Genomic DNA, 13,374 nt, shown 5'->3' on the forward strand with positions numbered 1-13,374 from the left:
AAGAAACCGAAATCAGAAGCGCTGAAACTCATGACCACAGAATACCAGACGTACTTTGGAGACCTGCATAATCACAACCACGTGGGCTATGCTCAGGGTTCACTCGACCGTTCCTTTGAAATTGCTCGGAACCATCTCGACTTTTATGCTTTCACTCCCCATTCCTACTGGCCGGACATCGTCGAATATGATGGAAAGATCTCGCACAAATGGAAAAATGGCTTTCATATCGCCCGCTCGCGCTGGCCAGAGGTGGTCGAGCTCGCAAAAGCATTCGACAGGCCCGGGGAATTCGTTACGATTCTGGGTTATGAGCGACATGGTACCCAGGAAGGGGATTACCACATTTTGTATCCGGACCTTAAAGGGGATTACGAACTAATCGAAGATCTGGCTGAGCTCCAGGAATTCGCCCGCAACAGAGGTTGCCTGTTAATCCCTCATCATCCCGCTAATCGCCTGGGTCACCGCGGCTTTGACGCTTCCAAACTGGCACCAGAGGTTTCCCCTGTCCTCGAAATACATTCCGAATGGGGTTGTGCAGAACATGACAGGGCTCCGTTTCCCTACAAACGGCATACCGAGGGTGGCCGCTGGACCAGACACACGCTGCAGTATTACCTGAACCAGGGACACCGACTGGGGGTCATTGCCAGCACCGACGATCACCTGGGGCATCCGGGGGGGTACCGCGAGGGACTGGCGGCCATCAAAGCAACTGAATTGTCACGCGAGGCGCTGTTCGATGCGATTCGCAACCGTCGCACCTACGCGGTGACAGGAGATCGCATTGAGCTCGATTTTTTCCTGAATGACCAGATCATGGGGCAGGAATTATCGTTCAGTCCGGAACGACGTATCAAGGTTCATGTACGGGGCTGGGATGAAATCGACCGTGTGGAAGTGCTCAAAAACGGTCGTGTGATCCATCGTGACTTCCCGGTCGATAACATTCCCGACGACCAGTCGTGGAGCCAGCCAATCGTACTCCGCTTCGAATACGGCTGGGGCCCCTGGCCGGCCCTCGGATGGGGAGGTACGGCAGACTGGAACTTTGCCATTCATGTTGACGGCGGCGAGATCCAGCAGTTTCAACCCTGTTTCACACCGGGCCCCTTTGATGAGTTCAGGCGGGATCAAATCCTTGATGTCTCTACAAACCGGCTGATTGTCCAGTCATTCACGGCACTCAAACAACAGGTGGATGACTGGTCGCAAAAAGCGATCGTACTCCGCATCCAGGGAAATCCTGATACCAAAGTCAGCGTCAAATGCACCCAGCCCAGTGAATGCCAGCTGACTCAGACATTGGGCGACCTCGCCGTCAGTAACGAGATGCTGTTTACCCGTCCATTTCCCTGGGAATCAGCCATGTTACATCGGGTCGTTTTCCAAAATCAGTGGGAAACCGAATTTGAATTCACAGACAAGGGTGACGAAAACCAGGATGACTGGTACTATGTACGCGTCATTCAGTCCAATGGGGAAATGGCCTGGTCCAGCCCGATCTGGGTCAATCAGAAATAAAAACGGCTGAAATCCCCTCGATCAACTGGCTGATCAGAAACGATATTCTTCCTGGTGAACAGTTTCCCTCAGGCGGGATTCCGGGAATTGAATCTTGATATAATATTGTTTTAGAATAGACAATTAAAGAACTTAGAACCTTCCTTTCATCATTTTTGAAAGCAGTCCCCAACAATGGTTGACCCAGCCAACCAGACATCGCATCTCTCAGCTCCTGTATTAGAAGAGCTGGAACGAGGAAGCGGCCCCTTTTCATCCCTGATTCAACAGTTGACGCAAATCGTGGGAAAAAAAGCCCTGTTGTACGATGCGGATGAGCTACTCGTCTACGAATGCGATGGGTATATCGTAGATAAATCGGCTCCTGATATTGTGGTCTTTCCGACATCGACCGAACAGGTCTCTTCAATCGTCAAGATCTGCAATCAGTTCAACGTTCCTTTTCTAGCGCGCGGAGCGGGGACGAGCCTCTCGGGAGGATGCCTGCCGATTGGCGGAGGGGTCATGATTGTCCTGACGCGTATGAAACAGATCCTCGAGATCAATCTGCGGGATCGATATGCGGTCGTTGAACCGGGAATGGTCAATCTGCATCTGACGAATGCCCTGAAAGGCACCGGCTATCACTACGCTCCCGACCCTTCCAGCCAGGGATCCTGTACGATCGGTGGAAATATTGCCACCAATTCCGGCGGCCCGCATACTCTGAAATACGGAGTCACGACGAATCACGTTCTGGGACTGGAAGCAGTACTGCCAGATGGCTCGATCATCAACCTGGGTGGGCCGACTGCGGAGACACCGGGCTATGATCTGCATGGCGTCTATGTCGGAAATGAAGGCACCTTTGGGATCTGTACGAAAGCAATCGTGCGGCTGACTCGCGATCCGGAAGCACACCGCACTATGCTGGCAGTTTTTCATACAATCTCTGATGCGACCCGTGCGATTTCAGAAATCATTGCAGCCGGTATCATTCCCTCGGCTCTGGAGATGATGGACCAGGGAATTATCCAGGCGATTGAAGAAGCATTTCACTTTGGATTTCCACTGGATGCAGGCGCAGTCCTGTTGATTGAAGTTGATGGGCTGGATATCGCGCTGGACGAAGAAGTGCGTCAGATCGTCGATATCTGCAACTCCCACAATGTCCGGGAAATTCAGAGAGCTGATACTCCCGAAGAACGACAACTGATCTGGAAAAGCCGCAAGCAGGCATTTGGTGCTATTGGTCGACTCAGCCCCAGTTACTGTACGCAGGATGGAGTCGTGCCTCGAACCCGTCTGCCGGAAATTCTGGAATTCATTGAAGCAACCAGCGAGAAATACGGAATGAGGATTGTAAACGTCTTCCATGCCGGCGATGGAAACGTACATCCAATTCTCCTGTTTGACGAACGCGATCAGGACCAGATACAGCAGGTGCTGGAAGCCAGCGAAGAAATTCTGTCCAAGTGTCTTGAGCTCGGGGGCAGCGTCACGGGAGAACACGGGATCGGTGTCGAGAAAATCAATTTCATGAGCCGGATATTTAATGAAACCGATCTTTCCCAGATGGAGAAAGTACGAAATATTTTTAATCCCCGCCAGATCTGCAGTCGAGATAAAGTTCTGCCACCACACCAGACAGACTTGCAAGCATCAGTCACGCAATCTCATCCCGGCCGACGCGCGCCACATTGAGCTCCAGGATTTCGATTTGAATATCACAATGAAACCATTGTATTGAATACAGGCGATTGAAAGACGATTTATGACACTCACACATTCCGGCACCCCGGAAGATTTTGTTCCGGCTTCTCAGCCCGAATTAAGTCGCTTTCTGAGTGAAAACGCGACTTCTGCTCATCAGCAGATTTTTCCGGTAGGAGGGCGCACTTCGCTGTCCGTCTGCTGTCCTGACAGCCACTCCGGGACTCTGGTTTGTATGTCTCAACTGCACCGCGTGGTAGATTATCCTGTCCGTGACATGACAATCACCGTGGAAGCGGGAATGAGGCTGGATCAATTGAATGAAATTGTTTCAGCAGAAGGCCAGCGTCTCCCGATTGACGTCCCCCAATCCAACCGGGCAACTATCGGAGGGGTCATTGCAACCAACACTTCAGGACCAAGACGGTTTTCCTATGGAACCATCCGCGATTACGTGATTGGCATCTCTGCAGTCGACGGTGCAGGGAATCTCTTCAAATCGGGAGGACGTGTGGTCAAAAATGTGGCCGGCTATGATCTGGGAAAAATGCTGGTCGGTTCACTGGGGACCCTGGCTGTCATCAGTCAGGTTTCACTGAATCTCCGGCCAAAACCAGAATGCATGCAGTTGGTCTGGTTTGAATTCAGTTCATGCGAATCAGTTGATCAGGCACTGGAAGCGATTGTCACTTCTGGCACCCGCCCGACTGCAGTGGAATATTGCAACAGCAAAGCCGCCCGACAGATTGTGGCTGAATCACGTATTGAACTCCCTATGGAAAACCATGTCGTCTGCATCTGCTATGAAGGTCCGGAAAAGGTCGTGAAGTGGCAGGCACAGCAGATCATTGAGGAATGGCGGTCATTTTCCCCGCTCAGTGTCCAGATAATCGAGGGCACTCATGCCGCCCGATTATATCACGCTTTCGTAGAATATCAGACATCCTCTGATGATCCCGTCACCCTCAAAGCCATGCTGCTTCCTTCACAAATGATGTCATTTATTGAAACCGCGACCCGCTTGAATATCGCTATTCAGGCGCATGCAGCAGATGGAATTGTCTACGGGCATTTACCAGACTCTGCGAGTTCACTGGAAGATGTCAATCAGATTCTGGAACAACTCACTACCGGAATTGATTCCCGGACCGGCTATCTGACAATCTATCAGTGCGAATCGGACTGGTCTGAATCGCTACCGCTGTTCTGTTCTCCTCCCGCCGGCTGGGAACTCATGCGGCAGCTCAAACAGGCCTTGGACCCCCAGCAGCTTTTGAATTCACCACGATTTGCAAAACTCGTTAAACACTGATTCAACAGTCTTCACTTTGAATCAAAAAATACTGTTTCACCCCAGATGAGTAATCCCATGAAACCCGGAAGTGCCTTTTCTCAAACTACCTCTACAGGAAAAAATCCTGCAGAAGTCCCCGGATCCGAGATCCCATATGAAAAGTTTCTGGACTGCATCCATTGTGGTCTGTGTACGGCTTCCTGTCCGACTTATCTGGAAACAGGCAATGAAAACGACAGCCCGCGCGGGCGAATTTATCTGATGCGTGCGGTCGTCGATCAACGCGTCGAACTTTCGGAATCAGTTCGCGGACATCTGGATCTGTGTCTGGATTGCCGCAGCTGTGAATCGGCATGTCCTTCCGGTGTCCAGTATGGCAGGCTGATTGAGCCCTTTCGCGTCGACATGCAGCACCAGGACGCCAAACAGGGCAGGGGAGCGCAAAACGACTGGTTTCATCGCTGGATCCTCTATCGACTCTTCCCTTATCCCAGGCGAATCCGCCTGTCACTGCTGCCAGCCCGGGTAATGCAGTTTTTGAAGCTGGATAAGCTGATCAACGCCCTGGGGATTCCGCATCTTCTGCCTCAGAAGCTGAAAAGGATGAATGACCTGTTACCGCGACTGAAACCTGTTGAACCTGACTTACCGGAAGTCCTGCCGGCTCAGGGTACACAACGGGCACGCGTCGCCCTGTTTACCGGTTGTGTTTCCGAAGCGATGTACAGTCACGTCAATCGAGCGACCGCACGCGTCCTGCAAGCTAATGGTTGTGAAGTAATTGTCCCCCCCAGTCAGGTCTGTTGCGGCGCCATTCATTATCACAGTGGCTCCGATCAAGAAGCTCTGAAATTTGCGCTCCAGAATCTGGCTGCATTCGATCATGCTGATCTGGATGCCATCATTGTCAACGTCGCTGGCTGCGGTGCCATGTTGAAAGATTATGGCCACATCGCCGAAGAGATCGAGGGAACGACGCCTGAGCAGACTGAGCGTCTGAAACAGTTCGCAGGTAAGTTCAAAGATGTCTCCGAATTCCTGTTTGAACTGGGACCGATTGCACCGGAAGGTGAAATTCCCCTCCGCGCAACTTATCACGATGCCTGCCACCTGGTGCATGCACAGAAAGTCCAGAACCAGCCCCGCAAACTGCTGGAACTGATCCCGGGGCTGACATTAGTTCCGTTAGAAGAATCGACTATCTGCTGTGGCGCGGCAGGCAGCTACAACCTGACTCAGCCCGAGATGGCCGATCAACTGGGCAAACGCAAGCTGAAGAACATTCTGGACACGGGGGCAGATGTGGTCATCAGTGGAAATGTCGGCTGCACACTGCAGATTGATTCTCAGTTGCGCCAGGCGAAAAAGCCTCTGAGAGTCGCGCATCCCATGGAACTGCTGGATCTCAGCTATCGGAAACAGAAACCGATATTGTAAGCAGGTACGTTGATCCCCTGTCGCGAAACAACTATCTTACGCTTAGCGGCTCGCAGTTTTTTGAAATAGTTAACCAAAGAGTAATTTCATGTCTCAAAAGTCCCCCATCCAGGCAGTGGCCTTTGACCTGGATGGTATCATGTTTAATACCGAACACGTGTTTTTCCTTTCCGGTGATGCCCTGTTGCAACGACGTGGCAAAAAAATGACTCCTGATATTCTGAGAGGAATGATGGGCCGCCGTGCGCATGAGGGGTTCGAACACCTCTCCAGTTTCCTGGATCAACCGGAAGATCCCCTGGCTCTCTGGGAAGAAAGTCAGGAAATTTTCCGTTCCTTGCTCGATCAGCATCTAAAGCCCATGAAAGGTCTGTTTGAGCTGCTGGACTATCTGGAAGAGTTGGAGATCCCCAAGGGAGTCGCCACCTCTTCCCCCCGGCCTTATCTCGATTCCTTACTCTCCCGATTTGATATCATTCACCGCTTTCCTGTCAGTCTGACTGCGGAGGATGTCACCCACGGCAAACCGCACCCGGAGATCTATTTGACAGCCGCAGAAAAAATGGGAGTCACTCCTGATAAGATGCTGGTCCTGGAAGACAGTGAAACCGGCACCCGCTCTGGAGTTGCTGCAGGCACATACGTAGTTTCCATTCCCCACGAATTCAGTAATTATGGTGATTTCAGTTCTGCAAATTTTATCGCAGACAGTCTGATTGATGACCACATCCTGTCGCTGCTGGCAGAAGGCCGTAGATAAAAATCTGTGTCCTCAAAGATTTTCTGCTCCAGAGCAGGGGAGTACGAAGTTTGGACAGACTTGAACTGGAAGTAGGCTGATTGCAATTAGCTTAATGGAACAGCGGCGCACTGAGATGCCACTTCAGGCTGCCCTGACCGATGCCAATCAGGGAGTCGAATTGAATACAGGCCGCGTTTCCGGGTTTAAAGGTGATTGAACCGCCGCCGATCAGATCGGAGGTACAACGTGCAACATCGGGCATGTGAGCCACGATCGCGATTCGTTCACAGGTGGTCGATCTGACAAATGAAATCAATGAATCCAGACGGAGCCCGAATCCGAGCCAGGGTTGTGCGTAACAGGCATCATCGTTCAGTCCCAGCGCATCCTGAAGAATTTGAGCGGTCTGAGTCGTCCTCACCAACGGACTATGCAAAATCAGTTCTGGTCCCGCATCATGTTTGGCAATCCATTTGGCGACCTTGCGAAACTGATGACTGCCATGTTCGGTCAGGGGACGTGCTGAATCTCCTCCTGGTACAACGCCTGCCTGCTCAGCTTTTCCGTGCCTGATGATCAGTAGTTCCATCTAAAGCTCTACTCCCGTCGATTTCTCAAGAATGTGGTTCTGAATTTGATAAAACCCGCAATCAGGGTTGAATGAGTCTGGTCTTCGTTGCCGATTCCGGTTTGAGATGAGTATCCATCCAGGCATACATCAGAGCCCGCGATTCATGAGCCACGGAATGCCCTTTCCCGTGCACGAAGAAGGCGAAATTCTGTGGCGCCTTTTCCAGCTCATAAACGTCCATAACTTTCATCAGCATCAACACGCGTTGGCGCTGTGTTAATGGATCGCCATCATTCAACCCCGAAAGATCCAGAAATGCCCGCGGTGCGATCAGAGCCATGATCTCATGGAAATCAATGGGAGGCAATTTGCCTTCCAGTAAACCCGGGCGGATATGTTTAAAATAGACGTACCAGTGGTCTCGAGACCAGGCTTCCACGCGGGAATTCTGTCGAAAAAACGATGCACTGCAGTTACCCGCGGCTGCCTGCACCCGTTCATCATAGGCAGCCAGAAACATGGAGCCATGCCCTCCCAGGGAATGCCCCAGCACCCCGATTTTTTCGGGATTGACCTCCCGCAGAGTCTGCAACACATCGATGGCAATCGAATGCTCGTAGGTAAATTTTCCGACTGCAGTCCAGTTGGGATGTTTTTCATAAAAGGAAGTTGTGTCATAGGGGCCGGCATCCGGAATGCGGTGTCCTGCTACAAAATGATCGGGGGCAATCACAACGTAACCACGTCGACACAGATGATCGAGATAAGCTTTATCAGGATTGTCAATCAATCCGGCAGCACGTTGTTTGCCATACTTATAGGTACCGTGTAAAGCAACAATGGCTGGCGCGGGCCCCCTCAGATTGAGCGGCACTCCCAGATAGGCATGTGCCCGCTCGCCTGCTTCGACCTGATAACTGATCAGTTGCCGACGGTAGATACCATCTACGATCACGGTATCATGAAACTGAATTTCCAGGTCTGGTTTTTCAGGTTTGTACTGATCACGCAGCAACTCCAGATAACGCTTGCGCAGTTCCTGTTTGTGCTCCTGCCATTCCTCAGGTGATTCGATTCCAGTGAGCAGATCGTCCCAGGAAGATTGGATTTTCTTCGGCTCCGATCGTTGACGGGAATCGGCTTCTTCCGATCGAACAGAGAGGCTGGAACTGAAGATCACGCCCAGACAGGACAGGAAACACAATAAAAATGGTCGCATGAATATACCCTTGTCAAAACTGGATAGATGCATGCATTATCAACAATGCCGGAAGGCATACACAACTGTTGACTTGGATTTTCTTCCATTTTTAAAGGACCAGTCCTGCTTCTCAGTATCTGGTTTCCCTGACTAAAGGTTCAGTTCTGAATATTCATTCGATTCGAACCGAATGAATATTCAATCTCGATAAGCCGCATGGCACTTCTTACATTGTGCTTTTAACGTTTTCAGACCTGTCGAGATCTGCTTCTGTTCATTCTTACGGAACGCGTTTTCCAGTTCGTTGACTTGCGACTCTGATTTCAACATCCACTTCTTAAACTTCTGGTCATAGTCATCAGCATGTTTACGTGCTGCCTCTCTAAACTCTTCACGGAGCAACACCAACGTTTCCTGACTCTTCTGTCTGATCAGGGGCTGCCGATTCTTATCCTGCATGTGCTCCAGAGCTTCAAAATGGTGGCTGATCTGTGACATGGCTTTCACCAGCGGAGACACAGGAGCTGTTTCCACCAGTTCCGGCAGTGGGGCATCGGCCGGTGGTACTTTGAACTTCCGCACGTCTCGCCACAATCCCGCGTAGCTCTTACTCGTTCCCGCCAGTTTCAGAAAATCGATGGCCTGCTGCTGATTAAAAGTTCCCCTGCAAATGCCAACGACTGCGGTCGCCGTCGGTCCTCGATGACGCCCATGATGACAATGAATATAAATCGGCCCCTTGATGTCTTTCGCGATACGTGCAAAGGCCAGTCCCGCATCATGTGAAACCCCATCATAGCCGATCGGGACATGCACATATCGCATCCCGTCCCGTTTTGCCATTTCCAGGTGCGGCTCGGTTCCATCCACACTGATGATTGTTTTGACTCCCAGTTTCTTGAGGGCATCAAAGCTTCGCTGCTCAGCAGGTCCACTCCCCGAATAGACCTGATCATCAATCTGAAAAACATTATCCAGTCCAGGCAAGCTGAGCGACTTTACGCCAGTCTGTTTTTGGACCTGAGTTGATTCCAACTTTCTGTCTGGCTGCGGTTGGCCTGATACAGCACCACTCTTGACAGATAGCAGCAGACAGCAGAGAAAGAAGCATTTACGAATCGTCATTTCTCGTCGCACCTTCATTGTTTTAAAACAGATCGAAATACCCGCCATGTATTAGAATATCAGACTGACTTGATTTGTTCAGTTATCTGGACAAAAAAGGGGCAAAGAAATATTTTATGGTGAGGAAACATCTTTTTTTCAGTCTGATGCCCTTACTTGAAATGGCATCTATCGGCCAATAGAAATACTGGTTCCAGGAAAAACTCATGGCATATGATGAAGAGCTCGCCGATCGGGTACACCAGTTGTTGCACCGTCGGGCGGGATATTCCCAGCGCAAGATGTTTGGGGGGATCTGTTATCTGCTGCACGGAAACATGTGCTGTGGGGTCACCGGAACGAATCTGATGTTGCGCCTGGGCGAAAAGAAGGTCCCCCTGGCGCTGCAGGAACCTTTCACGCATGAGATGGATTTCACCGGGAGGGTGATGAAAAGCATGATCTATGTTATCGCAGAGGGGACCCGGAATGATGAGGATCTCAAAGACTGGATCAATCAGGCTGTTAAATTCACCCGGACTTTACCTTCAAAATGATAGCTCTCCGACTGCATGCCAGGTATGCCGGTTCGCATCTGGAAACACGCAGGAGCTGTTCAACGCCTCAGGCAGCTAGACGTCCATCGACGGGCTTAAGGAAATACATATCCCGGAGCACCATACCAGTAACCATAGTAATGGTATGGATTAAAATAGAAGCCAGAAGACTGCTGCATGATTTGAGCATAAGAGGGGATGGGGCTGACGTTAACATTAACGGTCGGTCTGCCGGGGGTAATGCCCATCGCTTTACGTGCGTTAATCCGTTCCAGTCGCTGTTTCGCCTGCAGGAAGGCACGCTGTTGAATCAGACGCTGGCTGACCGACATCCGCTGGTAAGCGGGTCCGGTCTGTTTGGATGGTACGCGTGTGATATTCACCTTGCTTTGAGTGCCATCATAGCCTTTATTATCCGAGCCGATCTGAAGAGGGACCTGTTCCTGGCTGAAAGCAGGTGACAGAAAACACTGCGAAATCAGAATAACAGCAACAGCAGAAGAGCGCATAGCCAGCCTCTCTCTTCAATAATAATAAAATTGATCAATGCCCAGACGATGCGTTTAGACTCCGCGCATACACCCGTCCTGTCACCACAGGATCACTTACTGAAAGTCATCGACGTTCAGTACCTGTGATTTGAGCCATTTCATTTAAAACCAGCTACTGGCCTCGATTCAGGTGGAATCAGACAGACTAGGGAAACTTTACCACCTCAACCCACGAGGGGGATTTCCCGACTTCATAGGTCGCGAACTGTGTCAGTTTCCCATTCTCGGGTGTGATACGATAGGCAGCCAGCTTCCCGTTTTTCTGACCGGCGGCATACAGGTAACGCCCTTCGGGATCGATATTGAAGGACCGCGGCGTCTCTTCTGTCGCAGCCTGCCCCAATGAAGTCAGTTTGCCGGTCTGGGGATCGACGGCATAACAGGCAATGCTGTCATGGCCCCGATTGGAGGCGTATAAGTTTTTGCCCGAGGGAGAGAGTTCAATATCGGCACAGGTATTCTTCCCTTCAAAATCCTTCGGCAAAGTGGAGACGGTCTGAAAGGCAGTCAGCGTTCCGGACTGGGGATCCAGCTTACAGGCAGTGACAGAGCTCCCTTTTTCGTTATCAAAATAGATGAAACGATTGTCTTTTGAAATGGCCAGATGCCGCGGCTCCATCTCAGGTGCGGCTTTAAACAGAGCCGGTTCATTCGCTTTCAGTTTGCCTTGACCTGCATCCCATAAAAACTGGTAGACTGCATTGGGGCCTGTGTGAGGTACAAACACGAACTGATTCGATTGATCGGGTAAAATTGCATGTGCGTTCTTATCAGTGGGAATCGTCTGCACTATTTCAGGTAAAATTGTGCCATCTTTCTTGAGTCGATGGACGGCGACTTTCCCTTCGCCATAGTAAGCCGAGAGCAGGTAACGTCCTTTACGATCAGTGGCGATGTAGGCTGCGTTTCCCCCTGCCGGTACTGCTGAGATGAGTTTGAGCTTCCCGTTTTCAGGGTTGATGGCAAAACTCATGAACTCTTTCGCCGAGCGAATCGAAGCAAACAGGAACTTCTTTTCAGGATCGACTTCCAGGCATCCTGGCGCTCCGGGAACTTTGACATCCTCCAGATGTGTCAGTGTTCCATCCTGTTCATTCTGTCGATAGACAGCGATTCGCTTTTCGCCTCCCAGTGAAATATAGACATAACTGGCAGCTCGACAGGGAAGAATAGACACAAAACAGACTCCGGCAATCAGCAGGTAAAATCGAAGCAGAGAGAACATGGCAGCCACCTTAGAAATCACAACCGGTCAATTGAGAATACGGAGCACATGCGCAACCGCAGCATCGACAAGATGCTCTTAACAGTAGAGCCGGTCCAGAGAGAGATTTCAAGCGGCAGCTGATTGGAGAGCACGTCCCAGGGCTTCCAGCTCACGCGCACCACCAAAGACGATGCAGACATAAACCTGATCAGCTTCACCCCATTTGACTGTGGCAAAGTTTCCTTTTGCCAGCTGGGTATACTCAACTTTGCCGGGGTCAAAGGCAGTCAATTCGGGCAGGGGGCTGACTCTGCTGGCAGGGAGCTGCAATAGAGCGCCATAGACAATTCGCTTCTTTCCGGAAGGAAGTCTGAAAAAACGGACTGCAGCGTCATTCACGCCAGATTTACTGAGAGTAAGACCGTAAGTTTTACCAATGAAGTTGATCAGCCCCTTTTGATGCCAACCCCCCTGTGCGGGAAGTGAGGTGGCAAAATTACCGTCGAATTCAGATAAGAATCGACTGTCCAGATTTAATTCAGGACTCAACTCTGCCAATGAAATAGCCGGTTGCCGGGTGACCCAGAAAAACGTCATCGCTGCTGACAACAACAGACAGGTCGAAAGTGCGACCAGAGTCCCTGGTTTTTTGAGGAACGCCCTTCGTGAAACGGGGGCAGCCTCTTCGGATACAGAGGAGTCGAAACCCGACTGAGCCAGGGCATCGAGAACTGCCTGTTTACCGTTCTCAGGAACATCCACCTCGAACAAGGCACGCTTGAGCTCCTTGTGGAACACCGGATCATTGGCGAATAAATCTGACGCAGACTGATCTGTCTCAGAAAATTCAGAAGATCCGGATGGCTCAGAAGCGTTCATGACACTACCAGGTAAGGGTTAGACGAAACTTTATTTAGGTGTGAACAGGAGTTGTTTCTTCCCGAAGTGAAGAAAATCGTTCCTGCAGGAAGGCCCTGGCACGTGCCAGGCGACTCATGACTGTCCCCAGGGGGATTGCTAACGCGTTGGAAATTTCTTTATAGGATTGTTCTTCAAAATAAAACATCAGCAAAGGAATACGAAAGTCTTCGGGCAAATCATCCAGAGCCGACTGTAACTCCTCCGATGTCAATTCCGGCATCTCGGTGGGATCAGAGGCAATTTCAATGCTGCCCCCCAGTGATACCGGCTCGGTTTTCCTGGTAACTTTTTTCAGAAACAGATTTCGTAAAATAGTACATAACCAAGAGCGTGCCGACCGTGCATCGCGCAGTTGTGTCAGTTTTTTTTGTGCAATCAGATACGTTTGCTGAGTCAGATCCTCTGCATCCGCTCTGTCTCCCGATAAACGAAAAGCATAGCGAAACAGCAGCTGATAATACTCATCAACTAATCGTGTCAGTTCTTCCGAATTGTTACGATTGGTCTGTGACATAACCTGATTCTCTAACTAAACAGAGGCAGCAAGACATCTGGTTATTCCCCATGCAG

Annotated in this window: 13 protein-coding genes; 6 read left to right on the plus strand and 7 right to left on the minus strand. The window is 50.7% G+C overall.

Annotated features, from left to right (window positions below):
- Window positions 1-30 precede the first annotated feature (30 nt).
- The 5 genes from Enr10x_RS12290 (at window position 31) to Enr10x_RS12310 (ending at window position 6,710) form a co-directional block, all read left to right on the plus strand.
- Window positions 31-1,527, plus strand: a complete 1,497-nt coding sequence (locus tag Enr10x_RS12290) for a DUF3604 domain-containing protein (protein ID WP_145449398.1) — start codon at window positions 31-33, stop codon at window positions 1,525-1,527.
- A gap of 174 nt (window positions 1,528-1,701) precedes the next feature.
- The gene (locus tag Enr10x_RS12295; RefSeq protein WP_145449401.1) at window positions 1,702-3,210 is read left to right on the plus strand and encodes an FAD-binding oxidoreductase; all 1,509 of its coding nucleotides are present in this window, start codon (window positions 1,702-1,704) and stop codon (window positions 3,208-3,210) included.
- A 70-nt stretch (window positions 3,211-3,280) separates the two neighbouring features.
- Window positions 3,281-4,531, plus strand: coding sequence for an FAD-binding oxidoreductase (locus tag Enr10x_RS12300; RefSeq protein ID WP_145449404.1), 1,251 nt, complete (start codon window positions 3,281-3,283; stop codon window positions 4,529-4,531).
- Window positions 4,532-4,588: 57 nt separating this feature from the next.
- The gene (locus Enr10x_RS12305) at window positions 4,589-5,950 is read left to right on the plus strand and encodes a (Fe-S)-binding protein (RefSeq protein WP_145449407.1); all 1,362 of its coding nucleotides are present in this window, start codon (window positions 4,589-4,591) and stop codon (window positions 5,948-5,950) included.
- Between the two features lie 88 nt (window positions 5,951-6,038).
- Window positions 6,039-6,710 (plus strand): HAD family hydrolase, encoded by a 672-nt coding sequence (locus Enr10x_RS12310; RefSeq protein WP_145449410.1) that lies wholly within the window; start codon window positions 6,039-6,041, stop codon window positions 6,708-6,710.
- A 91-nt stretch (window positions 6,711-6,801) separates the two neighbouring features.
- Here the strand turns inward: Enr10x_RS12310 and sixA are convergent, their stop codons facing one another.
- The 3 genes from sixA to Enr10x_RS12325 all read right to left on the minus strand — a co-directional run bounded on the left by sixA (window position 6,802) and on the right by Enr10x_RS12325 (window position 9,451).
- Complete coding sequence (gene sixA / locus Enr10x_RS12315; protein ID WP_145449413.1) at window positions 6,802-7,281, minus strand: phosphohistidine phosphatase SixA; 480 nt, start codon at window positions 7,279-7,281, stop codon at window positions 6,802-6,804.
- Between the two features lie 61 nt (window positions 7,282-7,342).
- Window positions 7,343-8,482 (minus strand): dienelactone hydrolase family protein, encoded by a 1,140-nt coding sequence (locus Enr10x_RS12320; RefSeq protein WP_197997578.1) that lies wholly within the window; start codon window positions 8,480-8,482, stop codon window positions 7,343-7,345.
- A 180-nt stretch (window positions 8,483-8,662) separates the two neighbouring features.
- A complete protein-coding gene (locus Enr10x_RS12325) occupies window positions 8,663-9,451 on the minus strand; it encodes a cytochrome c (protein ID WP_197997579.1) in 789 nt (262 codons plus the stop codon).
- A 344-nt stretch (window positions 9,452-9,795) separates the two neighbouring features.
- On the opposite strand from Enr10x_RS12325, the gene Enr10x_RS12330 reads away from it, so the two are divergent.
- Window positions 9,796-10,125, plus strand: a complete 330-nt coding sequence (locus Enr10x_RS12330; RefSeq protein ID WP_145449421.1) for a TfoX/Sxy family protein — start codon at window positions 9,796-9,798, stop codon at window positions 10,123-10,125.
- Between the two features lie 95 nt (window positions 10,126-10,220).
- Here Enr10x_RS12330 and Enr10x_RS12335 read toward each other — a convergent pair whose 3' ends face one another.
- From Enr10x_RS12335 to Enr10x_RS12350, 4 genes are all read right to left on the minus strand, one after another.
- Complete coding sequence (locus Enr10x_RS12335; protein WP_145107368.1) at window positions 10,221-10,634, minus strand: hypothetical protein; 414 nt, start codon at window positions 10,632-10,634, stop codon at window positions 10,221-10,223.
- Window positions 10,635-10,821: 187 nt separating this feature from the next.
- Window positions 10,822-11,901, minus strand: coding sequence for a lactonase family protein (locus Enr10x_RS12340; RefSeq protein WP_145449423.1), 1,080 nt, complete (start codon window positions 11,899-11,901; stop codon window positions 10,822-10,824).
- Between the two features lie 108 nt (window positions 11,902-12,009).
- Window positions 12,010-12,762 (minus strand): hypothetical protein, encoded by a 753-nt coding sequence (locus Enr10x_RS12345; RefSeq protein WP_145449426.1) that lies wholly within the window; start codon window positions 12,760-12,762, stop codon window positions 12,010-12,012.
- A 34-nt stretch (window positions 12,763-12,796) separates the two neighbouring features.
- Window positions 12,797-13,318 (minus strand): RNA polymerase sigma factor, encoded by a 522-nt coding sequence (locus Enr10x_RS12350; protein WP_145449429.1) that lies wholly within the window; start codon window positions 13,316-13,318, stop codon window positions 12,797-12,799.
- Window positions 13,319-13,374 lie beyond the last annotated feature (56 nt).

It is taken from the genome of Gimesia panareensis (genome assembly GCF_007748155.1).
Lineage (GTDB): Bacteria > Planctomycetota > Planctomycetia > Planctomycetales > Planctomycetaceae > Gimesia > Gimesia panareensis.

Coding starts and splice junctions, on each gene's coding strand:
- Enr10x_RS12290 (WP_145449398.1), top strand. CDS start 31: ATGACCACAGAATACCAGACGTACTTTGGAGACCTGCATAATCACAAC.
- Enr10x_RS12295 (WP_145449401.1), top strand. CDS start 1,702: ATGGTTGACCCAGCCAACCAGACATCGCATCTCTCAGCTCCTGTATTA.
- Enr10x_RS12300 (WP_145449404.1), top strand. CDS start 3,281: ATGACACTCACACATTCCGGCACCCCGGAAGATTTTGTTCCGGCTTCT.
- Enr10x_RS12305 (WP_145449407.1), top strand. CDS start 4,589: ATGAAACCCGGAAGTGCCTTTTCTCAAACTACCTCTACAGGAAAAAAT.
- Enr10x_RS12310 (WP_145449410.1), top strand. CDS start 6,039: ATGTCTCAAAAGTCCCCCATCCAGGCAGTGGCCTTTGACCTGGATGGT.
- sixA (WP_145449413.1), bottom strand. CDS start 7,281: ATGGAACTACTGATCATCAGGCACGGAAAAGCTGAGCAGGCAGGCGTT.
- Enr10x_RS12320 (WP_197997578.1), bottom strand. CDS start 8,482: ATGCGACCATTTTTATTGTGTTTCCTGTCCTGTCTGGGCGTGATCTTC.
- Enr10x_RS12330 (WP_145449421.1), top strand. CDS start 9,796: ATGGCATATGATGAAGAGCTCGCCGATCGGGTACACCAGTTGTTGCAC.
- Enr10x_RS12335 (WP_145107368.1), bottom strand. CDS start 10,634: ATGCGCTCTTCTGCTGTTGCTGTTATTCTGATTTCGCAGTGTTTTCTG.
- Enr10x_RS12340 (WP_145449423.1), bottom strand. CDS start 11,901: ATGTTCTCTCTGCTTCGATTTTACCTGCTGATTGCCGGAGTCTGTTTT.
- Enr10x_RS12345 (WP_145449426.1), bottom strand. CDS start 12,762: ATGAACGCTTCTGAGCCATCCGGATCTTCTGAATTTTCTGAGACAGAT.
- Enr10x_RS12350 (WP_145449429.1), bottom strand. CDS start 13,318: ATGTCACAGACCAATCGTAACAATTCGGAAGAACTGACACGATTAGTT.